The organism is Cellulomonas sp. S1-8 (genome assembly GCF_026184235.1).
In the GTDB taxonomy this organism is placed as follows: Bacteria; Actinomycetota; Actinomycetes; order Actinomycetales; family Cellulomonadaceae; genus Cellulomonas.
This window is the reverse complement of record NZ_CP110806.1, coordinates 262662-288212: the sequence shown is the minus strand read 5'-3', so window position 1 is coordinate 288212 and position 25551 is coordinate 262662. Positions and strand designations below refer to the sequence as shown.

Genomic DNA, 25551 nt, shown 5'->3' with positions numbered 1-25551 from the left:
TGGTCGGGCGGCCTGCGTCCGGTGGTCAGACGGCAACGTCCTCGACGACGACGCGGACGTCGCCACCGACGGCGTCGCGCACGGCGCGGTGCACCTCGCCGGCGAGCTGGCGCAGGTCTCGCCCCAGGAGGGCGACGATGTGGACCTCGGTCGTGGCCGTGTCGGGTCCCGACCGGGTCCGTACCCCCGGCACCCGACGACCGGGGAGGTGGGTGGCGATCTCCCCGAACGTGCCCGGGAACAGGCCCACGACGCCGGGGACCGCGAGCGCGGCCACCGCCGCGGTCTCCGCGGGGTGGGGCGTGCCGGGTGTCGGTGGGTCGGGCCAGGTGCCGCTCATCCCACGCGCGGCTGCTGCGGCGGCTCGGGCTGCGGGTCGTCCTGCGGCAGGTGCACGTCGTTCACGGCGATGTTCACCTCGATGACGCGCAGTCCGGTCATGCGCTCGACGGACGTGATGATGTTGCGCCGCACGCCCTCGGCGAGGTCGACCACGGAGACGCCGTACTCGGCGACCAGGTCCACGTCGACGGCGGCTTCTTGCTCCCCGACCTCCACGCTGATGCCCTGCGAGTGGTTGGTGGTGCCGCCCGGGATGCGCTCGCGGATCGCGCTGAACGCGCGCGCCGCGCCACCGCCGAGCGCGTAGACGCCGGCGACGTCGCCGGCCGCGATGCCGGCGATCTTGGCGACGACGCCGTCGGCGATGGTCGTCGAGCCGAACTCGGTCTGCAGCGGGGTGGGGTGGGCCAGGCCCTTCGTGCCGGTGTTGCCGACCCGGGACGGGCGGTTCTCCGTCGCGGGGACTGAGGTGGTCGTCTGCTCGCTCATCGGTGCTCCTGGTGCGGTGGTCCGAATCGTGCGGACGTGCCGTCGTCTCCCGGTGCCGGTGCGGAGGGAGACGTCGACACTGGTGGAGTGCCCTCCGCCGCAGCGACGTCACGGTCCGTTGAACGTGATGTAGATCACGTTACGGGGGAATCATCGCCTTCGCCCCTTACGGGCGCGTCCGTCGGTCGCCACCCGCCGGGCCGTCAGGCGACGAGCAGCAGCACCAGGAGGGCGAGGTTGAGCAGGACGACGAGCCCGACGACGACGCACAGCACCGCGTGCAGCCACGGGCCGTTGCGGTCGGCGCCCATGAGGCTGCGGTCGCGGCCGTACCGGACCAGCGGGACGAGCGCGAAGGGGATGCCGAAGCTGAGGACGACCTGGCTGAGGACGAGCGTCCACGTGGGGTCGGCGCCGACCGCCAGCAGGACGACGGCGGGGATGATCGTCACGACGCGACGCACCAGCAGCGGGATCCGCCGGTGCAGGAGGCCCTCCATGATCGTCGCGCCCGCGTACGCCCCGACCGACGTCGACGCGAGCCCCGACGCGAGCAGCCCGACCGCGAACGCGATGCCGACGCCCGTGCCGAGCGCGGTGACGATCGCGGCGTGCGCGCCCTCGATGGAGTCGGTCCCGGCGGTGCCCTGGAGCCCGGCGGCGGCCAGCAGCAGCAGCCCGATGTTGACGGCCCCGGCGACGACGAGGGCCACGGCCACGTCCCAGCGCGTGGCCCGCAGCAGGAGGCGGCGCCCCTCGCCCTCGGGGGGGCGGCCGTGCCGGTCGCGCACGAGCGCGGAGTGCACGTAGATCGCGTGCGGCATGACGGTCGCGCCGAGCATGCTCGCGGCCAGCAGCACGGAGTCGGCGCCGTCGAACCGCGGGACGAGCCCGCTCAGGACACCGCCCGCGTCGGGGGGCGCCAGCAGCAGGCCGAGCAGGAACCCGACGGCGATGACGGCGAGCAGCGTCACGACGACGGCCTCGAACCGGCGCTGGCCGTACCGGTCCTGCGTCGCGAGCAGCACCATGGACGCCGCACCGATGAGCACCCCGCCCAGCGGCAGCGGCACGCCGAACAGCAGGTACAGGGCGATCGCCCCGCCGACGACCTCCGCGACGTCGGTGGCGGCGGCGACGACCTCGGCCTGCACCCAGAACGCGAGGCGGGGCCCGCGCCGCAGCCGGTGGCCGAGGACGGCGGGCAGCGACTCCCCGGTGACGAGCCCGAGCTTGGCCGACTGGTACTGCACGAGCACGGCCATGGCGTTGGCGGCGACGAGCACCCACAGCAGCAGGTACCCGTAGCGCGCGCCGGCGGTCAGGTTCGCGGCGACGTTGCCGGGGTCGACGTACGCGACGGCGGCGACGAACGCGGGACCGAGCAGGACCGGCACGCGCGCGCTCGTCGCCCGGGCACTCAAAGTTCGCACGTCCGAACTCTACACATCGCCCGCCCGTAAACGACCGGGGATCAGGGTGTGGCGACCAGCCGCTCCCACGAGCGGTCGTCGACGCGCCGGAACCCCACGCGCTCGAGGTAGGCGACGGCACCCGGCGGCGCCGACGGGACGACGAGCCTGCGCAGCCCGCGCCCGGCGAACACGTCCGAGTGCCGGTAGACGAACTCCCCGGGAGTGAAGTCCCGGAACCGCGGCGTCACCCAGTCCAGGGCGACGACCCCCGTGCCGTCCCCCGCGTCGCGCACCAGGACGACGCCGACGGTCTCGTCGCCGCGCACGACGAGGAACGCGATCTCCGCACCCGCCGCACCGCCCACGGGCGCGTCGCCCGCGACCACGTCGTGGGCGGGCACGGTGCGGTGGCGCGCGACGTCGGCCCCGTGGACCGCGAGCACGTGGAGCAGGTACGCGTCGTCGGGCGCGACCTCGACGACCGCGTACACGTCGGCGTCGGACCGCTCGCGGCGCAGCCGCACCAGCCAGTAGACGTCGATGACGGCGATGGCCCCGTTCATCGCCGCGAACGCCCAGATCTCGAACACCGCGTTGTAGGCGGTCGCGAGGACCGCGCCCACGAGGTTCATCACCCGGAACCGCCACACGCGCGCCTGCATCAGCGACACGACGACCAGCACGGACCCGGCCCACCCCACGACCTCCCACCACGGCATCCCGGCAGGTTATGCCCGCCCCGGGCGTGCGGCCCGGTAAAGGCGTCGACGCCGGCCCGGGCGACGAGGATCGTGGCATCCATGACGACGTGGTCCGTGCGTGAGGTCCCCGTGCCGACGTCCCTCGAAGACGCCGACGCGACGCTGCTGCACGGTCTGGTCGCCGCGCAGAACGAGCTGACGCGCGAGGTGTGGGGCACCGACGACTTCGCGACGACCCCCGCCCGCGCGCTGTCCCAGCTGCGGCACCAGGAGTACGCGCGGCGCGTGCGGCTCGTCGCCGTCGACGACGATGCGGACCCGGCCGACCCGGCGCAGGTGCTCGGCATCGCCCGGATGGACCTGCCCCTGACGGACAACACGCACACCGGCTGGCTGGACCTGGGCGTGCGCCGCACCGCCCGCCGCCGCGGCATCGGCTCCGCCCTGCACGCCGCGGCGCTCGACGTGGCGCGGGCCGCGGGGCGTACGCGCCTGATGAGCGAGACCGAGCAGGCCGTCGAGCCACCGCCCGGCCCGGGCACCCTGGCGGCGCCCACGGGCGAGGGGCGTGTCGCCGCGGACGACCCGTCCGTGCGGTTCGCGCTCGCCCACGGGTGGGACCTGGAGCAGGTGGCCCGGCACTCGCGGCTCGAGCTGCCCGTCGACCCGGACGTCCTCGCGGCGCACCACGACGCGGCCGCGCAGGCCGCAGGCCCCGACTACCGGCCCGTGACCTGGTGGGACGCGACACCCGACGCCTGGGTCACGCAGATGGCCGAGCTGCACACCCGCATGAGCACCGACGAGCCGACCGCGGGCCTGGACGTCGAGGAGGAGCTCTGGGACGCGGACCGCGTGCGGTCCGACGACGCCGAGGCGCTCGGGCGCGACGAGCGCCTGCTGACGACCGCGATCGAGCACGTCCCCACGGGTCGGCTCGCGGCGTACTCGGCGTTCATGCTCCCCCCACACACGGACGCGTTCGTCTGGCAGGAGGACACCCTGGTGCTCCGCGAGCACCGGGGGCACCGGCTCGGCATGCTCGCCAAGACCGTCCAGCTGCGCGAGCTCGCGGAGCACCGCCCGGCCGTCCGACGCGTCAGCACGTGGAACGCCGAGGAGAACCGCTGGATGCTCGCGATCAACATCGCGCTCGGCTTCCGGCCCGCCGGCGGCAGCGGGGTGTGGCAGCGGACGCTGGAGCCGTCGGCCTGACGGCTCAGGCGGTCCGCGCCCCGCGCAGCGCGGCCAGGTGCGGTGCGACGCGGGCGAGCTCGTCGAGCATGCCCGTGGCCGCGGCGTCGTGGTCGTCCTGCGCGCGCAGGACGTCCCCGTCGACGAGCCGACCGGCGTGCTGCAGGGTGACCTGCTGGCGCAGCACCGTCATGCCGACGGTCGACAGCACCGGGCGGAACGCGAGCGCGGCCCGCAGGCCGCCGGACGTGTTGCCGTAGCAGACGATGCCTGCGGGCTTGTCGTGCCACTCCTGGAACAGGCAGTCGACGGCGTTCTTCGCCGATGCGGGGAACGAGGAGTTGTACTCCGGCAGCACGAACACGACGGCGTCGGCCTGCTCGACCGCGGCGCTCCAGGCGAGGGTGTGGGCGTGGGTGTACCGCCGCTCCCACGGCTCGGCCTCCTCGTCCAGGAGGGGCAGCGGAAGGGTCGCGAGGTCGCTGACGCGCACGTCGAAGCCCCCGTGGGCGCGGGCCACGTCGGTGAACCAGCTCCCCACGACCCCGCCGATGCGGCCCGGACGGGTGCTGGTGACGACGACCTGCAGGACGGGCGCACGATGGGTTGACATGTCAACGGACACTAGCCACCCCGGCGCTGACACGTCAACGGGGCGTACCCTCGGGTATGCCCGACCCCGCACCGACCGTCGCGGACCCCGCTCCCGGCACCGACGAGCCGGCATGGCTCACCGCGCACGAGGCCGCGACCTGGACCGCCTACCGGCGCCTGACGACGCTGCTCGACGCCGCCGTCGCCGCCGACCTGCGGACCGACTCCGGCCTGTCCGATGCCGACTACCACGTGCTCTCGACGCTCTCGGAGACCCCCGAGACCGACTGGCGGTTGCGCACGCTCGCCGACCGGCTGCTGTGGACGCGCAGCCGCCTCGCCCACCAGCTGCGCCGCATGGAGGCGCGCGGCCTCGTCGAGCGGCCCGACGCCCCCGGACCCGCCGGGCCGGCCGTCACGCTCACGGACGAGGGGCGGCGCGTCGTGGACGCGGCCGCCCCCCGGCACGTGCGCTCGGTCCGGCACCGGTTCCTCGACGCGCTCGACCCCGCCCAGCAGGCGGCGTTCGCGGCGCTCGCCACGCAGGTGGTCGACGCGCTCGGACCGCCGGTACCCCCGCCCGAGGACGCCTGAGGCGCCGCGGCACGCACCGCAGACGCACCGCAGTGGACCGCCCGGGCGTGCACCGCCCCGGCGTCAGGCCCCGGTTCGCGCCGGCGACCCGCTCTCCCACCACCCTGCCCAGCGTCGCCGGGCCTCGGAGAGGATCGCGTCGTCCAGGCCGTACGTCGAGAGCGTCGCGTCGACCGTCCCGTGCGGGGGACGCACGGCCGCGGGCCGCAGGACGAGCACGAGCAGCGACTCGGCGATCCCGTGCAGGTGGATGCCCACCTGGTGCTCGCCCTTGTAGACGACCGTGCCGCCCACGCGGGACCCGTCGGGGCGCGTCGCCTCGACGTGCGCGCCCACGGGCAGGCCCCGCACGCCGTGCAGGCCCGCCCGGAACAGCAGCGGGGACCGGCTGTCCCCCGCGTCCAGGTCGTGCGACTGGAGCGTCACGCGGTCCTCGCCCGGGTGGACCTTCAGGGCGAACGCGAGCTGGTGGGTGAACTGGAGCCACCCTTCGTCCATCTCGTCGAAGACGCCGTCGAACGACGACAGCCCGTCGTGGCTCGTGCGCGTGACCGTGACGTGCGCGTGCGGCGCGTCGGCGGGCCCGGCGACGACCATCCGGTCGCCGTTGCGCCACACGAGCGTCCGCGTGCCGGCGTCGTCGTCGACCTCCTCGCGCGCCTCGTCGTGGAAGATCTGGCGGATCTCCGCGTCGAGACCCGGGTAGTCCCACCCGAACCACCGGCGCAGCAGGTGCGGGTCGCGCAGGTGGTCCCACACTGCTGCGACGGGGGCGTGGACGTCGACGGAGACGACCTCGCGGCGCTCGAGCGTCATGGTCTTCCACCTCGCTGAGTCGATCGGCGACGGGCGCGGGGGCGTCCGCGACCCGGGTGCCCCCGACGTTAGCCGGGCAGGCCCGCGACCGCAGCGGCGTCCGCGCGCAGCGCGACCTGCTCCCCGGGCGCCGACGTCCAGCCCGCGGGCGCGAGCGCGCTGACGACTCCCACCCCGGGCACGTCGACGACGACCTCGGTGCGCCCGCGCCGCGACCGCAGCAGCCGCACGACCCCGCCCGCCGCAACACCGCTCCCCGGATGCAGCTCCATTCGGGGAGCCACGTTCCGGTCGGCGGGGGTGGGGGTGACGGGGGTGGGGGTGACGGGGGTGGGGGTGGGGGTGACGGGGGTGGGGGCGGGGACGACGACGAACGCGCCCGCTGCCAGCGCGAGGACGCCGCCGGTGGGGAGGAGGGCGACGCCTGCGGAGCGCACGGCCGTGACCAGCGCGTGGACCGCCGGCGCCACGTCGTCGCCCGGCCCGGGGACCGCGACGAACGCCTCGTACCCGAGGAACTGGGCGACGCGCCGCGACAGCGGCCGGGACCACAGCACGGCCGGCGGCGCGACCTGCAGCAGCCGGCCGGCGTCCATGACGGCGATGCGGTCGGCCACGGCGAACGCCTCGTCCTGGTCGTGGGTGACGAACAGCGCGGTCGTGGCGGTCGCGACCAGCACCTCGCGCAGGTCGAGCGCGAGGCGCTCGCGCAGAGCCCGGTCGAGCGCGGACAGCGGCTCGTCGAGCAGCAGCAGGCGGGGGCGGGGGGCCAGGGCGCGCGCGAGGGCGACGCGCTGCCGCTCGCCGCCGGACAGCGTCGCGACGTCGCGGCGCTGCGTGCCCGGCAGGCCGACGAGGTCCAGCAGCTCGGCGACACGCGCGTCCCGTGCCGGCCGGTCGCGACGCTCCGGCCCGGGCAGCCCGTACGCGACGTTGCCCGCGACGTCGCGGTGCGCGAACAGCTGCCCGTCCTGGAAGAGCAGCCCGAACCCGCGGCGGTGCACGGGCACGTCGGCCACCGAGACCCCGTCCCACGCGACGTCGCCCGCGGCCACCGGCTCGAGCCCCGCGACGGCCCGCAGCAGGGACGACTTGCCGCACCCCGACGGCCCGAGCAGCGCGAGCACCTCACCCGTCGGCACGGTGAGGTCCACGCCGTCGACCGCCGCGCCCGACGCACCGGCATAGCGCACGACGACGCCCTCGACCTGCAGACCGTCGCTCACCAGGTACCTCCGATCCCCGGGCGGCGCAGCCGCTCGCACACGGCCACGATGCCCGCTGTCAGCGCCGCGAGCAGCACCGACGCGGCCAGCGCGGTGCCGTAGTTCTCCGCACCCGGCCGCCCGAGCAGCCGGAAGATCACGACGGGCAGCGTCGGGTCCTGCGGGCGCGCCAGGAACGACGTCGCCCCGAACTCCCCGAGCGACGCCGCGAACGCGAACCCCAGCGCGAGGCCGACGGCGCGGACCGCGACCGCGAGGTCGACCGAACGCAGCACCCGGCCGGGTGGTGCGCCGAGCGTCGCGGCGACCTCGCGCTGACGCGGGTCGATCGCGCGCAGCACCGGCAGCACGGTGCGCACGACGAGCGGCACGGCGACGACGGCCTGCGCGACCGCGATCAGCACCGGGCTGGTCCGCAGGTCCACGTCGAGGCCCAGGGGCGCGTCCATGGACACGAGGAAGCCGAAGCCGACCGTCACGGCCGAGACCCCCAGCGGCAGCATGAACAGCGCGTCGAGGCCGGCGACGGCACGTCGACCGGCGGCCCGGCGCGGGCGCCGGGACACCACGAGCGCGACCAGCCCACCGACCACCAGGGCCATCACGGTCGCGTCGACCGCCGTGCGCACGGACGTGCCGGCCGCCTGCCAGGCGCTGACGGCGAGGGTGTCCTGCGGCACCGCGAGCGCGGCGTAGTGGTCGAGCCCCCAGCCCGTCGGCGTGCGCAGCGAGCGGACGACGAGGTTGACCAGCGGCAGCGCGAGCAGGCCCAGCACCGTGACGGCGGTGACCCCCACCGCGACCGCGTCGACGGGCTCGCGCAGTCGCACGGGCCGCGCGCCGCGACCCGGCTCCGCGAGGCTCAGGGCGCGCTCGGTCCGAGCCCGCGCGCGCCCCGTGACGGCCAGCGCCGCGCCGACGACGACGAGCTGCACGACCGACAGCACCGCCGCGGCGCGCAGGTCGAGGAACTGCGTCGTCTGGACCCAGATCTCCGTCTCGACCGTCCCGTACCGACGCCCGCCGAGCACCAGGACGGTGCCGAACGCGGTCGCGCAGAACAGGAACGTCAGCGATGCCGCCGCTGCGATCGCCGGCCCGAGGGCGGGCAGCGTCACGGTCCACAGCACGCGCCACCCCGACGCGCCGAGCGCGCGCGCGGCCTGCTCGGTGCGCTCGTCGAGCCGCTCCCAGAGCCCACCGACGGTCCGCACGACGACGGCGTAGTTGAAGAACACGAGCGCGAGCACGATCGCGGTCAGCGTCCCGTCCAGCCCGAGCCCGCCCAGCGGGCCGCCGTCGACGAGCAGCGAGCGGAACGCGACCCCCACGACGACCGTCGGCAGCACGAACGGCACGGTGACGAACGCCCGCAGCGCGTCGCGACCGGGGAACCGGCAGCGGTACAGCAGGTACGCACCCGGCACGCCGAGCACCACCGCGCCCAGGGTGCCCAGGGTGGCCTGCGCGAGCGTCTGCCCGATCACGCGCCACGTGCGCGGCCGGGACAGCACGTCGGCGAACCCCGTCAGGTCCAGACGCCCGTCGTCGACGAACCCGCGCCCGACGATCTCGACGACCGGCTGGACGAAGAACACGCCGAGGAAGAGGACGGGGACGGCGACGGCCAGCGCCCAGCCCGCCGCCGGCAGCACCCGACCGACACGCGCGCGGGCGGCCCGACCGGCCGCGGGGGGCCGGTCGGTCGCCTGCGCGAGCGTCGTGGTCATGCGGACCGGGTCAGCCGATCACGGTGTCGGACCACGTGGTCAGCCACTCCTCGCGGTGCTCGGCGACGTCCGCCGGTGCGACCTCGAACGGGGAGTCGGCCATCGGCGCCCAGCTCTCCCACTCGGCGGGCAGGTCGACGGCCGAGCTGACGGGGTACATGTACATCGACACGGGGATGTCGGCCTGGACCTCGTCGGACAGCAGGAAGTCGAGCAGCAGGGCGGCGCCCTCGGGGTTTGCGGCGCCGTCCAGCACGCCCGCGTACTCGACCTGGCGGAAGCACGTGTCGAGCAGCGCGGCCGTCGTCGGCGCGTCTGCGCCCTCGGGGACGGTGTACGGCGGCGAGGACGCGTACGACAGCACGACGGGCCGCGGTCCGTCACCCCCGCCGGCCGTGAAGTCGGTGTAGTACGCCTCGCTCCAGCCGTCGGCCACCTGCAGCCCGTTGTCCCGCAGGCCCGCCCAGTAGTCGACCCAGCCGTCCTCGCCGAAGGCCCCGACGGTCGCGAGCAGGAACGCCAGGCCGGGTGACGACGTCACGGGGTCGGGCACGACGAGCAGGTCGCGGTACGCGGGGTCGAGCAGCGACTCGAGCGTCGTCGGCGCCGGGACGCCCTGCGCCGCGAACCACGCGGTGTCGACGTTGAGGCACACGTCGCCGACGTCGACGGCCGTGAGGGCGCCCGCGTCGTCGCCCGGCACGGCGTACCCCGCGGCGTCCTGCACGGCGGGCGCGGTGACGTCGACGGGCACGACGACGCCCTCGTCGAGCGCGCGCGACGCGAACGCGTTGTCGATGCCGAACACCAGGTCGCCCAGCGGGTTGTCCTTGGTCAGGACGAGCTGGTTGACCAGCGCGCCCGCGTCGGCCTGCTGCACGACCTCGACGCTCAGGCCCGACTCGGCCTCGAACCCGTCGAGGAGGCCCTCGGACAGCGCGAACGACTCGTGCGTCACGAGGGTCACGGTGCCGCCGGACCCGTCGCCGGTGCCGGTGGCGGCGGGCTCGGCGCTGCCGACGGCCGAGCAGGCGGTGAGGGCCGCGACCGCGGTGGCGGCGGCCAGGGCGGCACGCGTGCCGCGGGGGGTGGTCATGAGGTGGTGCTCCTCCGTCGTCGGAGGGGTCCCGCGGCCGTCGTCCCGCGCGGGACGAGCCCCACGGCACGACGAGCACGGGAGGAGAGAAAGCCCGACTCCCTACGCCGGTACCAACCGGATCAGGTTCGAGGGTCTGCGGCGGTCCGCACTCTCAGCGTCCTCGTGCCGTCGCCGGCACCTGACGCTCCCCTGTCGTTCGCCGCCGATCCTAACCCCGACCTGTGGGATGACCCGATGCCGGGTAGCGTCCGTGCAGGCGACGACGAGGAGGCACAGGGATGGACGACGACAAGAAGCAGTCGATCGCGGCGAAGGCCGTGGGCATGGGTGTCGCGCTCGCCGCGGCCTGGGCCGTGCAGAAGATCATCGACTCGGTGTGGGAGAAGACCCGGGGCCACAAGCCCCCGGCACCCGACTCCACCTCCGAGGACATCAAGTTCGGCGAGGTCGCCGCGGCCGCCGCGATCACCGGTGCCGCCGTCGCGCTGTCGCGCGTGGCCGCCACCCGTGGTGCGGCGAAGTTCGCCGGCCGGGTGAGCCGCAACCGCCTGGGCTGACGGCCACCCTCCCCCAGGGCGAGCAGGCCCTGGCGGGAGAAGCCTGTGGCGTCTAGCATCGCCCTATGGCGATGACAGAGGCTGAACACGATGTCCCAACGCGGGCGGACGAGCGCGCGCTCGACGCGGCCGCGTGCCTGTTCCACGGCTTCAGCGACCCGTCCCGCCTGACGATCCTGCGCCACCTGGCGCTCGGCGAGCACCGCGTCGTCGACCTCACCGAGCACCTGGGCCTCGCGCAGTCCACGGTCTCGAAGCACCTGGCGTGCCTGCGCGACTGCGGCCTGGTGACGTCGCGACCGCAGGGCCGGGCCTCGGTCTTCTCCCTCACGCACCCCGACGCGCTGCTCGACCTGCTCGCGTCCGCGGAACGGCTGCTGGCGCTCACCGGCGACGCGGTCACGCTGTGCCCGACGTCCGGGACGGCGACGCGGGCGGCGGCGACGCCGTGAGTGCCGGCCACCACCACGGCACCGCCACGCACCGGCACCGGCGGCGCCTGGTCCTGGTGCTGGCGATCACGCTCGGCGTCGTCGGCCTGCAGGTCGTCGGGGGCCTGGTGTCCGGGTCCCTCGCGCTGCTCGCCGACGCCGGGCACATGCTCACCGACGCGACCGGCGTCGCCATCGCGCTCGTCGCCAGCACCCTGGCGACCCGTCCCGCGACCAAGGCCCGGACCTACGGGCTGCAGCGCGCCGAGATCCTCGCCGCCCTGGCCAACGCGCTGCTGCTGGGCGCGCTCGCGGTGTGGGTGATCGTCGAGGCCGTCGGCCGGTGGGACGACCCGCCGGAGGTCGCGACCGGCGTCATGCTCACCGTGGCGGTCGTCGGCGCGGCCGCGAACCTCGTGTGCCTGCTGCTGCTGCGCGACGGGCAGCACGAGAGCCTCAACCTGCGCGGGGCGTACCTGGAGGTGCTCGGCGACCTCGTCGGGTCCGCCGCCGTCGTCGTCGCCGGGATCGTCATCGCGACCACCGGGTACACGCGCGCCGACGTGATCGCGTCCCTCGCCATCGGCCTGTTCATCCTGCCGCGCGCGTGGCACCTGCTGCGCGAGGTCGTCGACGTCCTGCTCGAGGCCACGCCGCGGGGCCTGGACCTCGACGCGGTGCGCGACCACATCCGCGAGGTCCCGGGCGTCGTCGACGTGCACGACCTGCACGCCTGGACCATCACCAGCGGCGTCGCCGCGCTGTCCGTGCACGTCGTCGTCGACGAGGAGTGCATCGACCGGCGTCGCCCGGGCGAGGTCCTCGACGCCCTCGACGGCTGCCTGCGCGCGCACTTCGCGATGGAGCACTGCACGTTCCAGCTCGAACCGGCCGGCCACCGCCCCCACGAGGGCGCCCACCACGACTGACCCGGCACCGCCGAGCGCGGTACACGACTGCCGAACGCGGTACCTGTTTCCCCCGCGCTCGGCCGTCGAGTGCCGCGCTCGCGGGGGTGGGCGCTCGGTCAGTCGTCGTCGGGGTGCGGGCCGCGCGTGCGACCCTCGTCGAGGTCACGCGTCAGCTCGTCGACGACCAGCAGGTCCTGGCGGACCTTGCCGGTGCGGAACCCCGCGCGGCCGACCATGTGCGCCGCGACCGGCGCCGTCAGCATCTGGAACGCCGCGACCAGCAGCAACGCCCACACCGCGCCGCCCTCGCGCAGCCGCAGCGCCAACCCGATGAGCACGAGGATCAGACCCAGCACCTGCGGCTTCGTCCCCGCGTGCATGCGGGCCAGCAGGTCCGGGAAGCGCAGGACGCCGACGCCCGCGGCGAACGCGAAGAACGCGCCGCCCAGCAGGCAGACGACCGACAGCACGTCCGCGACGGTGCCCCACTGCTCCGGTGTCATCGCGTCTCCTCGTCGGCGGGGCCGCCGTGGTGCTCGTCGTCGGGCTCGGCCTCGACGGAGTCCCGCGAGCCGTGGTCGTCGCCGGTCCGCGGCGCGAGCACCGCACCCGTCGCGGGGTCCTGCACGACGACGCCCGCCGCGATCGCCTCGTCCTCCGCGACCCGCCGGCGACGGCGCCGCGACGCCTCCTCCTCCTGCTCGAGGCGGCTGCGCTCCGCCTCCTCGGCGGCGACCTCCTCCCGCGTGCGGACCCGACCCTCGCCCTCGGGCTCGACGGCCACGAACCGCGCGACCGTCACCGACCCGACGAACCCGACGAGGGACAGCACCACGAGCAGCGGCACGACGTCCGCGCGCCGGAAGTACGCGGCGTACAGCGCGACCGCGGCGATCATCGTCGTGACGACGATGTCGAGCGCGACCGTCCGGTCGAGCGTCGACGGCCCCTTCTCTGCGCGGACCACCGCGAACGTCGCACCGAGGGTCAGCAGCACGCCGCACACCAGGACGACCACGTCGAACACGTTCATCGGGCTGCCTCCGGGACGCGGGTGCTGCGCGACAGTCCGGCCTCCGCGAGCTCCGCGTCCGACGCGAGCGCGCGCAGCAGCCGCGCCTCCTGCTCCAGGACGTGGTGCCGGGCGCGCTCGATGCCGCCGCTGGTCTCGACGTCGAGGGTGTGGACGTACAGCCGCCCGGTGAGCCGGTGCGCCTCGACGATGATCGACCCCGGGACGAGCGAGACGAGCTCGGCCGTCAACGTGAGGTACAGGTCGGAGTGGCTGCGCAGCTGCACGCAGATCACGGCACCGCGCGGGGTGTACCGGGGCCGCAGCGCGACCATGCTGACCTCGAACGACGCGCGCACCAGGTCCACGAGGAACGTCCCCAGCAGCACGAGCAGCGGCCACACGTGCACGCGCCCGCGGAAGTCGACGGGCGTCATGCGCAGACCGGCGGTCACCAGCACGCCCAGCAGCACGCCGTTGACGATGTTGCCCCATGTGACGTCGCCCCACAGCAGCACCCACACGACGGTGAGCCACAGGATCGTCGCGCCCTGGAAGTGCCAGCCGGTGCGCCGCGGGTGCAGGCTCATCCGTCGCCGCCTTCCTGCCGCGCGGCCTCGTCGGTCGCGTCGTCCGGGTCGGTGGGGTCGTCGGTCGCCTCGTCGGCGGCGCGCTGCGACTCGCCGTCGCCGCGCATGCCGTCGGGCAGGACCGCCTCGATGTACGGGGTGCGGTCCGCGAGGGTCTGCGCGGCGCGGGCCGTGTACGCGTAGAGCGGGCCCGCGAAGACGGTCAGCGCCAGGCTGAACACGACGAGCGCCGCGGTCGGCGCGACCATCATCGTCGGGACGTTGTTGGCGGGCAGCTCCTCCGGCGGGCTCTGCCAGAACGCCTTGTTCCACGCCTTGATCAGGGCGTACAGCGTGAGCAGCGACGTCACGACGGCGCCCACCACCAGCGTGTACCCCAGCGGTGTGCCCAGCTCGACGCCCGCCTCCAGCAGCCCCACCTTGCCGAGGAACCCGGAGAACGGCGGGATGCCGCCCAGGTTCATCGCGGGCACGAAGAACAGCACGGCCAGCACCGGCGTCATCTTCGCCAGACCACCGAGCCGGTCGAGCGACGTCGTCCCGCCGAAGCGTTCGACGAGCCCCACGACGAGGAACAGCGCCGTCTGGACGGTGATGTGGTGCGCCACGTAGTAGATCGCCGCGGTCCACCCGTGCGTGCTGCCCAGCGCGATGCCGAACATCATGTAGCCGATGTGGCTGACCAGCGTGAACGACAGCAGACGCTTGATGTCGTCCTGCGCGACGGCGCCCAGGATCCCGACGACCATCGTCGCGAGCGCCACCCACAGCAGGATGTCGTCGAGCGCCCCGCCGGGGAACAGCAGCGACTGCGTGCGGATGATCGCGTACACGCCGACCTTGGTCAGCAGGCCCGCGAACACCGCCGTGACGGGGGCCGGCGCCGTCGGGTAGGAGTCGGGCAGCCACGCCGACAGCGGGAACACGGCCGCCTTGATGCCGAACGCCAGCAGCAGCATGGACTGCAGCACCAGCCGCACCCCGGGGTCGATCTCGGGCAGCCGGATCGCGAGCTGCGCAAGGTTGAGCGTCCCGACGGCCGCGTACACCGCGGCGATCGCCACGAGGAACAGCACGGAGGACAGGATCGCGACGACCACATAGATCGTGCCCGCGCGGATGCGCTCGGCCGTGCCCGACAGCGTGATGAGCACGTACGACGCCGCGAGCAGGATCTCGAAGCCGACGTAGATGTTGAACAGGTCACCGGACAGGAACGCGTTCGCGACGCCCGCGGACAGCACCAGGTACGTCGGGTGGAAGATCGAGATGGGCGCGAACTGCTCCCCGTCCTCGCGGCCCTGCGCGAGCGAGTACACCAGGACGCACAGGATCACGACGGACGACACCGTCAGCATGAGCGCCGACAGGCGGTCCGCGACGAGGTTGATGCCGACGGGCGCGGCCCAGTCGCCCACCTCGACGACGAGGGGTCCGGAGTCGGCCAGCACGAGGAGCGCCGCCGAGACGATCGCCACGAGCGTCAGGGTCGCGAGCGACACGATGCGCTGCAGCTTCGGCCGGCGGTACAGCGCGAGGGCCAGGCCCGCGGCCGAGAGCGGCAGCACGACGGGCAGGGGGACGAGCCAGCTCCAGTCGGTCACCGGCCCTCCTCCCCCTGCGTGCCGTGGCCGTCGTGCGTGCCGTGCGCGCGGTGGGCGTCGTGCGAGCGGTGGGCGTCGAACGGCCCGCCCTCGTCGGTCTCGTCGCGGGCGCTCGCGGCCTCCTCGTCGAGGGTCTCGCCGTCGGACTCGGTGTCGTCGTCCTCGAACGCGCGCTCGTCGCGCGCCGCGAGCCGGGCGATGCGCCGGTCCTCGACGTCGTCCTGCACCTCGTCGTGCCGGTGCAGCTGCCACGACCGGTACGCCATGGCCAGCAGGAACGCGGTGAGGCCGAGCGTGATGACGATGGCCGTGAGGATGAGGGCCTGCGGCAGCGGGTCGCTCATGGGCCGGTCGGACTCGACGCCGATGAGCGGCGGCGACCCCGCGGCGCCGCCCGCCACGAGGATCAGCAGGTTGGTGCCGTTGCCCAGCAGGATGATGCCCAGCAGGATGCGCGTCAGGCTGCGCTCCAGCACCAGGTACACCCCGACCGTGAACAGCGCGCCGATCGTGATGACGAACACGATGTTGGGGCTCATGACGACGTCGGTCACCGGACCACCCCCGGGTCGTCCCCACCGAGGGCCGGGATGTGGGCGATCACGAGCTCGTCGCCGCCGACGGCGTGGTCCGGCACGTCGTCCTCGCCGGACTCCGCGCGCCGGTCGATCTCGGCGCCCAGGCTGCGCAGGATGTCGAGCACGAGCCCCACCACGACGAGGTACACCCCCACGTCGAAGAACAGGCTGGTCACGAGCTTGACCTCACCCCACAGCGGCAGGCTGAACTCGAGGATCCAGGACTCCAGCACGGTGCCGCCGACGACCAGCGCCGCCAGCCCGACGCCCGCGGACAGGAACAGGCCGAGCCCCAGCAGCACACCGGGCTGCACGGGCGCCGCCTCACCGAGCTCGTACCGCCCGCCCGCGAGGTAGCGCACCGCCAGCGCGATGCCCGTGACGAGCCCCGCGGCGAACCCGCCGCCGGGCTGGTTGTGGCCGCTGAACAGCAGGAACGCCGAGTACACGATCATCGTGTGGAACAGCAGGCGCACGACGACCTCGAAGATGACGGAGCGGCGCTGCGGCGCGACCGTGCGGCCCGCACGCAGCCACTCCCGCGCGCGTGACCCGACCGGGCGCGCGGTGCCGCGCGCGGGCGTCGCGGGGGCGGCGGGCACGGGCTCGGGGGCCGGCGCGGAGGCCGGCGCTGCGGCGCGCGGACGGCGCAGCGTGGCCATCGGGTCCGGGGTGCCGCCCCACACGGCGCGGTCGGCGGGCGCCTCGCGCTCGCGGAAGATCCGGCCGCCGCGCGCGGACAGGAACACCAGCGAGGCGACGCCGGTGGCCGCGACGAGCAGCACCGAGATCTCGCCCATCGTGTCCCACGCGCGGATGTCGACGAGCGTCACGTTGACGATGTTCTTGCCACCGCCGAACTCGTAGGCCTCGGTCGCGAAGTCCGCGGACACCGGCGCGTGCACGCGGGCCGACGGGGCGACGAGCGCGACGCCGGCCACCACGGTCCCGACCGCCAGGCCCAGCCCCAGGCGCAGCCACCGGGACCCCGCGAGCGGACGGTCCGAGAAGTACGGGGGCAGGCGACGCAGCACCAGGACGAGCACGACCAGCGTGACCGTCTCCACCAGCACCTGCGTGACCGCGAGGTCCGGCGCGCCGTACAGCAGGAACATGCCGGCGACCGCGTACCCGCTGATCCCGGCGAGGATCACGGCCTTGAGGCGTCGGCGGGCGCGTGCGACGAGGATCGCCGAGACGATCGACGCGGCCGCGAACGCCGTCTGCGCGGTGTAGTCCCAGGCCCGCACCTCCTGCGGGAACGTCGTGCCCGTGACCAGCGCGCTGCCCACCGCGGCCACCCACGCCACGAGGATGACGCTGAGGTACAGGGGCAGGGAGCCGCGCTGGGTGACGGCGGTGACGTCGGCCGCGAGGTCGTCGAGCCGGCGCATGGACCGCCGGTACGTGAGGTCCGCCTCCAGCAGGTGCGGCACGCGCGCCTGCCAGCGCTCGATCTTGTCGCGTGCGAGGAACAGCAGCCCGCCGGCGCTGAGGATGCCGACCGTCAGCCACAGCACCAGGCCGAACCCGCCCCACAGCAGCAGGTGCCCCGGCTCGCCCAGCGGGTACGTCGCGGCGTACGGGGCCAGCAGGTGCTCGCCGAGCTGCGGCAGCACCGCCACGCCCAGGCCCAGGAACGACAGCACGAGCGCCGGCGCCGTCAGCAGGAACGACGGCCGGGTCACCGGCGCGGGCTCGACGGACTCGTCACCGCCCGCGGCCAGCGACGTCGTCGTCGCGACGCCCTCGGAGTCCTGCGTCTTGGACTGCGGGACCAGCGCGTCCTTCGTCGCGAACGCGCCCCACCACCAGCGCAGGCCGTACGCGACGGTCAGCGCCGACCCGACGACGAAGGCCGCGAGCACGATCCAGCCGATCGTGCCGTCCTCGAGGTGCACGACGCCCTCGAGCCCCGCCTCCTTGGCGACGTAGCCCGCGAACGGCGGCAGGCCGATCATCGACGCGATCGCCAGGCCGCCCGCGAGCGCGGTCCACGGCAGCGTGCGGCCGACGCCGGACAGGCGCCGCAGGTCGCGGGTGCCGCACGCGACGTCGACCGTGCCGACCACCAGGAACAGGGCCGCCTTGAACATCGCGTGCGCGCCGAGCATCGCGAGGCCGGCCAGCGCCGTCTCCTGCGTGCCGAGCCCGACGAGCAGGACGATCAGGCCGAGCTGGCTGACCGTGCCGAACGCGAGGACCAGCTTGAGGTCGTGCTGGCGCAGCGCGCGGTACCCGCCGAGCAGCAGGGTCCCGGTGCCCAGCACGACGATCGTCCAGCGCCACAGCGGCAGCTCGGCGTACGCGGGGGCGAACCGGGCCACCAGGTACACGCCGGCCTTCACCATGGCGGCCGCGTGCAGGTAGGCGCTGACGGGCGTGGGTGCGGCCATCGCCGCGGGCAGCCAGAAGTGGAAGGGGATGAGGGCCGACTTGGTGGCGGCCCCGGCGAGCAGGCACGCGACCGCGGCGACGACGACCGGGGACGTCGCGGGCGGGTCGGCCATGAGCCCGGACAGCGAGTACGACCCGGCGGCGTGGCCGAGGATGACGACGCCGACGAGCATCGCCAGGCCGCCCGCGGTCGTCACGATGATCGCCTGCATGGCGGCGCGGCGGCTCGCCTTGCGGTCCGCGTAGTGCCCGATGAGCAGGTACGACGTCACCGTCGTCAGCTCCCAGAACACGAACAGCAGGAGCATGTCGTCGGCCGTGACCAGGCCGAGCATCGACCCGGCGAAGGCCGTGAACACGCCGCCGAACCGTCCCAGGCCCGACGCCGTCGGGGAGAAGTAGGCGGCGCAGTAGACGAGCACGAGCGCGCCTACACCGCCCACCACGACCGTCATCAGCCACGACAGCGTGTCGAGGCGGAAGCTCAGCTCGAGCCCGAGCGCGGGGATCCACTCGACGGACTCGGTCGGGCCGCGTCCCGCCCGCACCTCGGTCGTCCAGCTCAGCGCCCACACGGCCGCCGACGCGGGCGCCAGCGCGAGGGCCCAGAAGGCCCGTCGTCCCCACAGGCGGAAGAGCACGGGCGCGACGAGGGCCGCTGCGAGGTGGATCGTCAGCAGCAGCAGCACGTCCGGCTCCGTCCGTGTCGGGGGCGGGTGGTCGGTCGGGTCCTGGTCGGTCGGGTGGTGGTCGTGGGTCGTGGCCCGCCGGGTGGCGGTCGGTCGGGTCGCGGCCGGTGGGTGCGACCCGACGGCGTCGACGGATCACGGTCGCCGGGTGCCACCGCGGACGGCGCGCTGCGACCGGCCCGGCGTCCCGCGTCGTCGGCTGCGGGTCCGTGCTGGTCAGACGCGTCGTGGTGGGTGCGGGGGACGTGCCGATGCTACCAACCGTGCGCTCGTCGGCCCGGCGGGGCGACCCGTCGGGCGACGGACGTGTGCGACGTCACCCGCCGGGCCGGACACGTCCCGCGCGCACCCCACCGACCGGTCCCCGGCGTCGACCCGGCGCGCGGGCGACCCCCGTGCGAGGGTGGATCATGGCCTGCTCCCGCGCCGCAGCACCGACCGCAACCGGCCGCCGCACACCCCCGGCGCCGGCCCCTGGGGCGACCCCGTGACGCCCGACGCCTACGTCGTCGGCTCCGGCCCCAACGGGCTCGCGGGGGCCGTGACGCTCGCGCGCGCGGGCCTGCGCGTCGTCGTCCTGGAGGCCGAGCCGGCAGCGGGCGGGGGCGTGCGGTCCCTGCGCCGCGGCGGCACCACGTACGACATGTACTCGGCGGTGCACCCGCTCGGGCTCGCGTCGCCGTTCTTCCGCGCGTGGGGCCTGACGGACCGTGTGCCGTACGTCGTCCCGGACGTCGCCTACGCCCACCCGCTGGGCGCGACGGCGGTGCTCGCGTACCGGGACCTCGAGGCGACCGCCGCGGGGCTCGGCCGCGACGGTGCGGCGTGGCGCCGCACGTTCGCGCCGCTGGTTGAGCGCGCCGACGCGATCACCCGCGTCGCGCTCTCCCCCGTCGTGCGCGTGCCCCACGACCCCGTCGCGCTCGCGCTGCTGGGCGCCGCGACGCTGACGGCCACGCGGTACGGCTCGTCGCTCGGCGTCCAGGGCCGCGACGCGCGCGCCCTCCTCGCCGGGGTGCTCGCGCACCCGGGGGAGCCGCTGGGGTCGCTCGCGGCGGCCGCCGCCGGCGTCGTCCTCGCGCTGCACGCCCACGTCCGCGGCTGGGGGCTGCCCGTCGGGGGTGCGCAGCGCGTCGCCGACGCGCTCGTCGCGGACCTCGAGGCGCACGGCGGGCGCGTCGAGACGGGCCGCCGGGTCGACGACGTCCGGGATCTGTCCGACGCCCGCATCGTCCTGGCGGACGTGACGACGGAGGAGCTGCGGCGCATCACGCCGGACGCGTACCACGGGCAGGTCCCGCGGGTGCTGCCGCGCGGGGGCAGCGTCGCCCGGGCCGACCTGCTGCTGTCCGCTCCCGTCCCGTGGCTGGACCCGCGCGTGGGCGAGGCGTCGACCGTGCACCTGGGCGGCGAGTGGGGGCAGATCGCCCGCGCGGAGGCGGTCGTGCGGCGCGGGCTGCACGCCGAGCGCCCGTACGTGCTGCTGTCGCAGCCGACCGTGTTCGACCCGTCGCGCGCACCGGACGGCCACAGCGTCGTGTGGGCGTACGCGCACGTCCCCAACGGTTCCCCGCTGGACCCGCGCGAGGCGGTCCTCGACGAGATCGAGCGGCACGCGCCGGGCGTCCGCGACCTCGTCGTCGACTCCTGGGGCACGCCCGCCGCGCGGCTCGCCGACGACAACCGCAGCCTGCCGGGCGGGGACATCACCGGCGGCACCACGACGATGTACCGGCTGCTGGCCCGGCCCCGCCTGTCCCCCACGCCGTGGCGGACGCGCGTGCCCGGGCTGTACCTGTGCTCGTCGTCGGCGACCCCGGGCCCCGGCGTGCACGGCATGGCCGGCTGGTGGGCGGCCGCCACGGCCCTGCGCGACCGCTTCGGCCTGCGGGCCCACCCTGCCGACCTCATCCCCTGACCCCCACCCGCCTCGCGGGAGGTCGATCCAGCCCCGGGCACCCACGGGCGCGGGCTGGATCGACGGCGGCCACCAGCCCCGGAAGCCGCCGAGCCGCGAGTTCGACGGGTGGGGGTGGCGGGGGCGTCGGTCGTGGGCGGGTCATCGGGGTGGGGGGCGGGCGCTAGGTTGACCGCGTGAACGCAACGCAGGTGGTGGCGCTCGTGCTGGCCGGGCTCGCGACGGTCGTCGGTGTGGCGGTGTTCGCCCGCGGCGTCGTCGTCATCGTGCGGACCGTCCGGATCGGACGGCCGCTGCCCGGACGCTGGGCGCCCGTCGGGCCCCGGCTGGCGACGCTCGTGCGCCAGGTGCTGGGCCACGGGCGGTTCCAGCAGCGCCCCGTAGTGCGGGTGGCGCACTGGGTGGTGATGGTGTCGTTCCCCGTGCTGGTCGTGACGCTGCTGACCGGGTACGGGCAGCTCGTCGACCCGCGGTACGGCCTGCCGTTCCTCGCGCACTTCGTCCCCCTGGAGTGGGCGATCGAGGCGTTCGCGTGGCTGGGCCTGCTCGGGATCAGCTACCTGACGGTGCTGCGGCAGCGGGTGCGTCCGCGCGCGGACGCGTCGGAGGCGGTGCAGCGCAGGTCGCGGTTCTTCGGGTCGAACCAGGTGTGGGCGTACGTCGTCGAGGCGACGATCCTGCTGGTCGTCGTCGCGGTGCTCGCGCTGCGCGGGCTGGAGTACGCGCTGGGCGTGCAGGACGGTGAGCCGTGGGCGACGGCGCTGCACTTCCCGTTGACGGCGTGGTTCGGCGCGTCGTGGGCGGCGGCGGACGCCGACACGCTCGTGACGGCCGTCGTCGTCGTGGCGCTCGTCAAGATCCTCGTGTCGATGACGTGGTTCGTGGTCGTCGGGCTGCAGCCGACGATGGGCGTCGCGTGGCACCGGTTCCTCGCGATCGTCAACGTGTACGCCCAGCGGAACCCCGACGGCGCGCCCGCGCTGGGTCCGTTGACGCCCCTGCGCGACGCCGCGGGCGAGCCGCTGGACCTGACGGCCGTCGACGACCTGCCCGACGACGTCCGCCTGGGCGTCGGCGCGGTCGAGGACCTGCCGTGGAAGGGACTGCTCGACGTCGCGACGTGCACGGAGTGCGGCCGCTGCCAGGACCAGTGCCCGGCCTGGGCGACGGGCAAGCCGCTGAGCCCCAAGCTGCTGGTGCTGGCCCTGCGCGACCATGCGGCGGCGACGGCACCGTACGTGCAGGCGGCGCGGGCGGTGGGCGCGTCGCCGGAGGCCGTCGCCGACCCGCACCTCGGCGTCGACCTGGTCGGGTCGGGCGTCATCGACGCCGACGCCCTGTGGGCCTGCACCATGTGCGGCGCGTGCGTGCAGCAGTGCCCGGTCGACATCGAGCACGTCGACACGATCGTCGACATCCGCCGCTACCAGACCCTCATGGAGTCGGCGTTCCCGGCCGAGCTGGGCGGCACGTTCACCAAGATGGAGCGGCGCGGCAACCCGTGGGGGCTGCCCGCGCGGCAGCGCCTCGACTGGGCCAAGGACCTGCCGTTCGACGTGCCGGTCATCGGTGCCGACGTCGAGTCGGCCGCCGACGTCGACTGGGTGTTCTGGGTCGGGTGCGCGGGCGCCTTCGAGGACCGCGCCAAGAAGACCACGCGCGCCGTGGCCGAGTTGCTGCACGCCGCCGACGTGACGTTCGCGGTGCTCGGCGACGGCGAGACGTGCACCGGCGACCCCGCCCGTCGGGCCGGCAACGAGGCGCTCTACCAGATGCTCGCGGCGCAGAACGTCGAGACCCTGAACGAGGTCGGCGCGCAGCGGATCGTCGTGACGTGCGCGCACTGCTTCAACACGATCTCGCGCGAGTACCCCGCGATGGGCGGGCGGTTCGAGGTCGTGCACCACACGCAGCTGCTCAACACGCTCGTCGCGGAGGGCCGACTGCGGTTCGCGCCGGGCACCGGCGACGACGGCACGGGCAGCACCGTCACGTACCACGACCCCTGCTACCTGGGCCGTCACAACCAGGTCTACGAGCCGCCGCGCGAGCTGCTGGCCGCGGCCGGCGTCACGCTGGCCGAGATGCCGCGCAACCGCGAGACGTCGTTCTGCTGCGGCGCCGGCGGGGCGCGCATGTGGATGGAGGAGTCGATCGGCGAGCGCATCGGCACGGTCCGCGCGGCCGAGGCCGTCGCGACGGGCGCCGACGCCATCGCCACCGCCTGCCCGTTCTGCACGGTGATGCTCAGCGACGGCGTCGCGGCGCACGCGCGGGCGTCGGCGGACGGGAACAACGGGGCTGCGGATGGGACGACGCCGGCCGTCGGGGGCACCCACCCGACACCCGGGGCAGGCGCAACGGGTACTCGGGCACCCGCCGGGCCGTCGGGGCCGGCCCGGCCCACCGTCGGTGTCCCGGAGGTGGCGGACATCGCCGTCCTCCTCCGCGACCGCCTGGCGGACCGGAGCTGAGGCGGGGGCCGGAAGTGGTCACATCGGCGACCACTTCCGGCCTCCGACCCGCAGGGACGTGACCACTTGCGGCCCGGCGTCTGAACTCCTGGTAGCTGACCACCGGAGCCGATGCCGTGGACCTGGCCGTCGCCCGTGCGCGAGCGTGATCGCGGGACTGGGCATCGAGGCGATGACGGGAACGTCGCTGTGGGACGACCGTCGTCACAACAGGTCGAGAAGCGGTCGAACAACGTGGTGAGCCTGTCGATGACCGTCTGCTTCTTGGCGCCGTGGTTCGCGCCCTTCGTGAACCGGGAGACCGGGGGCAGGATCCTGGTGACGGCTGTGCCGGTCGCTCGGACCCGCCCGTCGCGGAACGCGCTGACCCGCGCCTGAGCCGAGCCGCTCACCGGAAGTGGTCGCACAGGTGACCACTTCCGGCCCGCGGCGGTGCAGATGTGACCAGTTCCGCGACCTGCCGCCCCGGCCCCGCTCACACCCGCCGGGTCACCGCCTCGCGGCGGGATGCGAGGACGGCGACGGCGCCCAGGACCAGCGCACTGCCCAGCACCCAGGCGACGTGCACCGCGACGGGCTGGGTCGGTGCGCCGGTGAAGAAGGCGACGTCGTCGGCGGGCATGACGATCCGGTAGGCGAGCTGACCGAAGTGGAAGGTCGGCAGCCACTGCGCGACGTCACCGACGATCGCCGGCAGCTCGCCCAGCGGCATGAAGAAGCCCGACGCGAACGACAGCGGCAGGAACAGCAGGTTCGCGACGACCGTTGCCGCCCGGGGGCGGGCCAGGAACGCGATCGCGAAGCCGAGGGTGCTGAACAGCAGGACGCCGACCGTCATGAAGCCGGCGAACGCCGCCCACCGCCCGGCGTCCAGCCGCACCCCGCCGGCCGTCGCCGCGAGCAGGCACGTGCCGGCCACGACCATCGCCGCGTGCACGAGCGACCCCAGGGCCGTGGCCCACAGGTGCACGCCGGTCGGGAACGGCGTCGCACGCAACGTGCGGATCCACCCCCGCCCCCGCTCCTTGGCGACGTCCTCGCCGAACGTGAACAGCGCGAGCGACACGACCCCGTAGGCGGTGAGCGAGACCAGCATCGCCAGGCCGACGCGCGTGCCGCCGGGCAGCGTCGACGACGCGTTGGGCAGCCCGAACATGCCGTACAGCAGGACGGGGACGGCGACGGCGCCGACGGCGAACTCGACGTTGCGCATCGACGAGCGCAGCCGGACGACGAGCGCGAGCCCCAGCAGGCCCGCGCGCCCGCCGTTGCGGTGCGCGACGGGCCGGTCGGCGCGGGCGACCGCCGCGTCGGCGGCGGTCCGGGCGGCGGTCGCGGCCCGGGGTGTCGGGACGGCGGTCATCGGTCCTCCTCCTGCTCCGTGGTGCTCTCGCGCGTGAGTGCGAGGAACACGTCCTCCAGGTCGTCGCGCCCGTCGTGGGTGAGCGCGTCGGGCGCGGCGTCGGCGATGACCCGCCCGGCCGCGAGCACGACGACACGGTCGGCGACGGTCCGCGCCTCGACGAGGTCGTGCGTGGCGAGCAGCACCGTGGCGCCGTCGTCGACGGACTCGCGCGTGCGCTGCCAGAACGACCGCCGGGAGGCGACGTCCATGGCGGCGGTCGGCTCGTCCAGCAGGAGCAGGTCCGGTGCGCCGACCAGGGCCATCGCCAGGAGCACGCGTTGCCGCTCCCCGCCGGACAGCCCGGTGACGACCCGCCCGCCGTGCCGCGCCAGGCCGGCGCGGTCGAGCACCTCGTCCACGTCGTACGCGCGGGGGTACGCCCGCCCGACGAGCGCGACCAGCTCGCGCACCGTCACCTGCTCCGGCAGGCCCGCGGCCTGCAGCATCGCGCCGACGCGACCGCGGCGCGCACCCGGCGGCGCGCCCAGCACGCGCACGTCGCCGGACGTGGCGCGCGCCAGCCCGAGCAGCAGCTCGAACGTCGTCGTCTTGCCCGCGCCGTTGGGCCCGAGCAGCGCGACCACCTCACCGGCCCCGACCTCCAGGTCGAGCCCGTCGAGCGCGGGCACCCCCGCGTACTCCTTGCGCACGTCGTGCAGCTCCAGCACGGCCGGCATCGCGCACCTCCCCTGCTTCGCAGGTCGCCCGGACGGGCCGCCTGTCCTTCTCGACGCTAGGCAGCGGGCGGCCCCGGCGGACGTGCCGGACGTCACCGGTGCGGACCA

Annotated in this window: 24 protein-coding genes and 1 riboswitch; of the genes, 7 read left to right on the top strand and 17 right to left on the bottom strand. The window is 74.9% G+C overall.

What is annotated here, in order from left to right; genetic code table 11:
• Positions 1-25: 25 nt before the first annotated feature.
• The 4 genes from OKX07_RS01275 to OKX07_RS01260 all read right to left on the bottom strand — a co-directional run bounded on the left by OKX07_RS01275 (position 26) and on the right by OKX07_RS01260 (position 2965).
• Positions 26-340, bottom strand: a complete 315-nt coding sequence (locus OKX07_RS01275; RefSeq protein ID WP_265630056.1) for a hypothetical protein — start codon at positions 338-340, stop codon at positions 26-28.
• The gene (locus OKX07_RS01270) at positions 337-831 is read right to left on the bottom strand and encodes an Asp23/Gls24 family envelope stress response protein (protein ID WP_265630055.1); all 495 of its coding nucleotides are present in this window, start codon (positions 829-831) and stop codon (positions 337-339) included. The genes OKX07_RS01275 and OKX07_RS01270 overlap by 4 nt, the downstream gene beginning before the upstream one ends.
• A 203-nt stretch (positions 832-1034) precedes the next feature.
• Positions 1035-2264, bottom strand: a complete 1230-nt coding sequence (locus tag OKX07_RS01265; RefSeq protein WP_265630054.1) for an Nramp family divalent metal transporter — start codon at positions 2262-2264, stop codon at positions 1035-1037.
• Between the two features lie 41 nt (positions 2265-2305).
• Complete coding sequence (locus OKX07_RS01260) at positions 2306-2965, bottom strand: hypothetical protein (protein ID WP_265630053.1); 660 nt, start codon at positions 2963-2965, stop codon at positions 2306-2308.
• Between the two features lie 81 nt (positions 2966-3046).
• Here OKX07_RS01260 and OKX07_RS01255 point away from each other — a divergent pair, with 81 nt between their 5' ends.
• Entirely contained in the window at positions 3047-4162 is a 1116-nt protein-coding gene (locus OKX07_RS01255) for a GNAT family N-acetyltransferase (RefSeq protein WP_265630052.1), read from the top strand.
• A 4-nt stretch (positions 4163-4166) separates the two neighbouring features.
• Here the strand turns inward: OKX07_RS01255 and OKX07_RS01250 are convergent, their stop codons facing one another.
• Positions 4167-4754 carry an NADPH-dependent FMN reductase gene (locus OKX07_RS01250; RefSeq protein ID WP_265630051.1) on the bottom strand — a complete coding sequence of 196 codons (588 nt, stop codon included), beginning with the start codon at positions 4752-4754 and terminating at the stop codon, positions 4167-4169.
• A 56-nt stretch (positions 4755-4810) separates the two neighbouring features.
• Here OKX07_RS01250 and OKX07_RS01245 point away from each other — a divergent pair, with 56 nt between their 5' ends.
• Complete coding sequence (locus tag OKX07_RS01245) at positions 4811-5329, top strand: MarR family winged helix-turn-helix transcriptional regulator (RefSeq protein WP_265630050.1); 519 nt, start codon at positions 4811-4813, stop codon at positions 5327-5329.
• A gap of 63 nt (positions 5330-5392) precedes the next feature.
• Here OKX07_RS01245 and OKX07_RS01240 read toward each other — a convergent pair whose 3' ends face one another.
• The 4 genes from OKX07_RS01240 to OKX07_RS01225 form a co-directional block, all read right to left on the bottom strand.
• Complete coding sequence (locus OKX07_RS01240) at positions 5393-6145, bottom strand: hypothetical protein (protein ID WP_265630049.1); 753 nt, start codon at positions 6143-6145, stop codon at positions 5393-5395.
• Positions 6146-6213: 68 nt separating this feature from the next.
• Complete coding sequence (locus OKX07_RS01235) at positions 6214-7371, bottom strand: ABC transporter ATP-binding protein (protein WP_265630048.1); 1158 nt, start codon at positions 7369-7371, stop codon at positions 6214-6216.
• Entirely contained in the window at positions 7368-9101 is a 1734-nt protein-coding gene (locus OKX07_RS01230; protein WP_265630047.1) for an ABC transporter permease, read from the bottom strand. Before OKX07_RS01230 ends, OKX07_RS01235 begins: the two co-directional genes overlap by 4 nt.
• Before the next feature lie 10 nt (positions 9102-9111).
• The gene (locus OKX07_RS01225; protein ID WP_265630046.1) at positions 9112-10197 is read right to left on the bottom strand and encodes a thiamine ABC transporter substrate-binding protein; all 1086 of its coding nucleotides are present in this window, start codon (positions 10195-10197) and stop codon (positions 9112-9114) included.
• Positions 10198-10279: 82 nt separating this feature from the next.
• Positions 10280-10401, bottom strand: a riboswitch (TPP riboswitch).
• A gap of 77 nt (positions 10402-10478) precedes the next feature.
• Between OKX07_RS01225 and OKX07_RS01220 the strand changes: the two genes are divergently transcribed.
• The 3 genes from OKX07_RS01220 to OKX07_RS01210 all read left to right on the top strand — a co-directional run bounded on the left by OKX07_RS01220 (position 10479) and on the right by OKX07_RS01210 (position 12117).
• Positions 10479-10757, top strand: coding sequence for a DUF4235 domain-containing protein (locus tag OKX07_RS01220; RefSeq protein ID WP_265630045.1), 279 nt, complete (start codon positions 10479-10481; stop codon positions 10755-10757).
• Positions 10758-10822: 65 nt separating this feature from the next.
• Positions 10823-11209, top strand: coding sequence for an ArsR/SmtB family transcription factor (locus OKX07_RS01215; protein ID WP_416220810.1), 387 nt, complete (start codon positions 10823-10825; stop codon positions 11207-11209).
• Positions 11164-12117: a cation diffusion facilitator family transporter gene (locus OKX07_RS01210; RefSeq protein ID WP_416220809.1), complete on the top strand. Its 954-nt coding sequence runs from the start codon at positions 11164-11166 to the stop codon at positions 12115-12117. Before OKX07_RS01215 ends, OKX07_RS01210 begins: the two co-directional genes overlap by 46 nt.
• A 98-nt stretch (positions 12118-12215) precedes the next feature.
• Here the strand turns inward: OKX07_RS01210 and mnhG are convergent, their stop codons facing one another.
• From mnhG to OKX07_RS01180, 6 genes are read right to left on the bottom strand one after another with little or no spacing between them, the layout of a single operon-like run.
• The gene (mnhG, locus tag OKX07_RS01205) at positions 12216-12602 is read right to left on the bottom strand and encodes a monovalent cation/H(+) antiporter subunit G (protein WP_265630043.1); all 387 of its coding nucleotides are present in this window, start codon (positions 12600-12602) and stop codon (positions 12216-12218) included.
• Complete coding sequence (locus OKX07_RS01200; protein ID WP_265630042.1) at positions 12599-13132, bottom strand: monovalent cation/H+ antiporter complex subunit F; 534 nt, start codon at positions 13130-13132, stop codon at positions 12599-12601. Before OKX07_RS01200 ends, mnhG begins: the two co-directional genes overlap by 4 nt.
• Complete coding sequence (locus OKX07_RS01195) at positions 13129-13701, bottom strand: Na+/H+ antiporter subunit E (protein WP_265630041.1); 573 nt, start codon at positions 13699-13701, stop codon at positions 13129-13131. Before OKX07_RS01195 ends, OKX07_RS01200 begins: the two co-directional genes overlap by 4 nt.
• Positions 13698-15305, bottom strand: a complete 1608-nt coding sequence (locus tag OKX07_RS01190) for a Na+/H+ antiporter subunit D (protein WP_265630040.1) — start codon at positions 15303-15305, stop codon at positions 13698-13700. The genes OKX07_RS01195 and OKX07_RS01190 overlap by 4 nt, the downstream gene beginning before the upstream one ends.
• Positions 15302-15844, bottom strand: coding sequence for a Na(+)/H(+) antiporter subunit C (locus OKX07_RS01185; protein ID WP_265631769.1), 543 nt, complete (start codon positions 15842-15844; stop codon positions 15302-15304). The genes OKX07_RS01190 and OKX07_RS01185 overlap by 4 nt, the downstream gene beginning before the upstream one ends.
• 11 nt (positions 15845-15855) lie before the next feature.
• Positions 15856-18969, bottom strand: coding sequence for a Na+/H+ antiporter subunit A (locus tag OKX07_RS01180; RefSeq protein ID WP_265630039.1), 3114 nt, complete (start codon positions 18967-18969; stop codon positions 15856-15858).
• Between the two features lie 403 nt (positions 18970-19372).
• On the opposite strand from OKX07_RS01180, the gene OKX07_RS01175 reads away from it, so the two are divergent.
• The gene (locus OKX07_RS01175; protein WP_265630038.1) at positions 19373-20887 is read left to right on the top strand and encodes a phytoene desaturase family protein; all 1515 of its coding nucleotides are present in this window, start codon (positions 19373-19375) and stop codon (positions 20885-20887) included.
• Between the two features lie 176 nt (positions 20888-21063).
• Positions 21064-23361: a (Fe-S)-binding protein gene (locus tag OKX07_RS01170; protein WP_265630037.1), complete on the top strand. Its 2298-nt coding sequence runs from the start codon at positions 21064-21066 to the stop codon at positions 23359-23361.
• 475 nt (positions 23362-23836) lie between these two features.
• Here the strand turns inward: OKX07_RS01170 and OKX07_RS01165 are convergent, their stop codons facing one another.
• Positions 23837-24724, bottom strand: a complete 888-nt coding sequence (locus OKX07_RS01165; protein ID WP_265630036.1) for an ABC transporter permease — start codon at positions 24722-24724, stop codon at positions 23837-23839.
• Positions 24721-25443 carry an ABC transporter ATP-binding protein gene (locus OKX07_RS01160; protein WP_265630035.1) on the bottom strand — a complete coding sequence of 241 codons (723 nt, stop codon included), beginning with the start codon at positions 25441-25443 and terminating at the stop codon, positions 24721-24723. Before OKX07_RS01160 ends, OKX07_RS01165 begins: the two co-directional genes overlap by 4 nt.
• Positions 25444-25551: the final 108 nt, after the last annotated feature.

Excerpts from the sequence above, each read along its gene's own strand:
- OKX07_RS01275 (WP_265630056.1), bottom strand. The coding sequence starts at position 340 with ATGAGCGGCACCTGGCCCGACCCACCGACACCCGGCACGCCCCACCCC.
- OKX07_RS01270 (WP_265630055.1), bottom strand. The coding sequence starts at position 831 with ATGAGCGAGCAGACGACCACCTCAGTCCCCGCGACGGAGAACCGCCCG.
- OKX07_RS01260 (WP_265630053.1), bottom strand. The coding sequence starts at position 2,965 with ATGCCGTGGTGGGAGGTCGTGGGGTGGGCCGGGTCCGTGCTGGTCGTC.
- OKX07_RS01255 (WP_265630052.1), top strand. The coding sequence starts at position 3,047 with ATGACGACGTGGTCCGTGCGTGAGGTCCCCGTGCCGACGTCCCTCGAA.
- OKX07_RS01250 (WP_265630051.1), bottom strand. The coding sequence starts at position 4,754 with ATGTCAACCCATCGTGCGCCCGTCCTGCAGGTCGTCGTCACCAGCACC.
- OKX07_RS01245 (WP_265630050.1), top strand. The coding sequence starts at position 4,811 with ATGCCCGACCCCGCACCGACCGTCGCGGACCCCGCTCCCGGCACCGAC.
- OKX07_RS01240 (WP_265630049.1), bottom strand. The coding sequence starts at position 6,145 with ATGACGCTCGAGCGCCGCGAGGTCGTCTCCGTCGACGTCCACGCCCCC.
- OKX07_RS01230 (WP_265630047.1), bottom strand. The coding sequence starts at position 9,101 with ATGACCACGACGCTCGCGCAGGCGACCGACCGGCCCCCCGCGGCCGGT.
- OKX07_RS01225 (WP_265630046.1), bottom strand. The coding sequence starts at position 10,197 with ATGACCACCCCCCGCGGCACGCGTGCCGCCCTGGCCGCCGCCACCGCG.
- OKX07_RS01220 (WP_265630045.1), top strand. The coding sequence starts at position 10,479 with ATGGACGACGACAAGAAGCAGTCGATCGCGGCGAAGGCCGTGGGCATG.
- OKX07_RS01215 (WP_416220810.1), top strand. The coding sequence starts at position 10,823 with ATGGCGATGACAGAGGCTGAACACGATGTCCCAACGCGGGCGGACGAG.
- mnhG (WP_265630043.1), bottom strand. The coding sequence starts at position 12,602 with ATGACACCGGAGCAGTGGGGCACCGTCGCGGACGTGCTGTCGGTCGTC.
- OKX07_RS01200 (WP_265630042.1), bottom strand. The coding sequence starts at position 13,132 with ATGAACGTGTTCGACGTGGTCGTCCTGGTGTGCGGCGTGCTGCTGACC.
- OKX07_RS01195 (WP_265630041.1), bottom strand. The coding sequence starts at position 13,701 with ATGAGCCTGCACCCGCGGCGCACCGGCTGGCACTTCCAGGGCGCGACG.
- OKX07_RS01185 (WP_265631769.1), bottom strand. The coding sequence starts at position 15,844 with ATGAGCCCCAACATCGTGTTCGTCATCACGATCGGCGCGCTGTTCACG.
- OKX07_RS01165 (WP_265630036.1), bottom strand. The coding sequence starts at position 24,724 with ATGACCGCCGTCCCGACACCCCGGGCCGCGACCGCCGCCCGGACCGCC.
- OKX07_RS01160 (WP_265630035.1), bottom strand. The coding sequence starts at position 25,443 with ATGCCGGCCGTGCTGGAGCTGCACGACGTGCGCAAGGAGTACGCGGGG.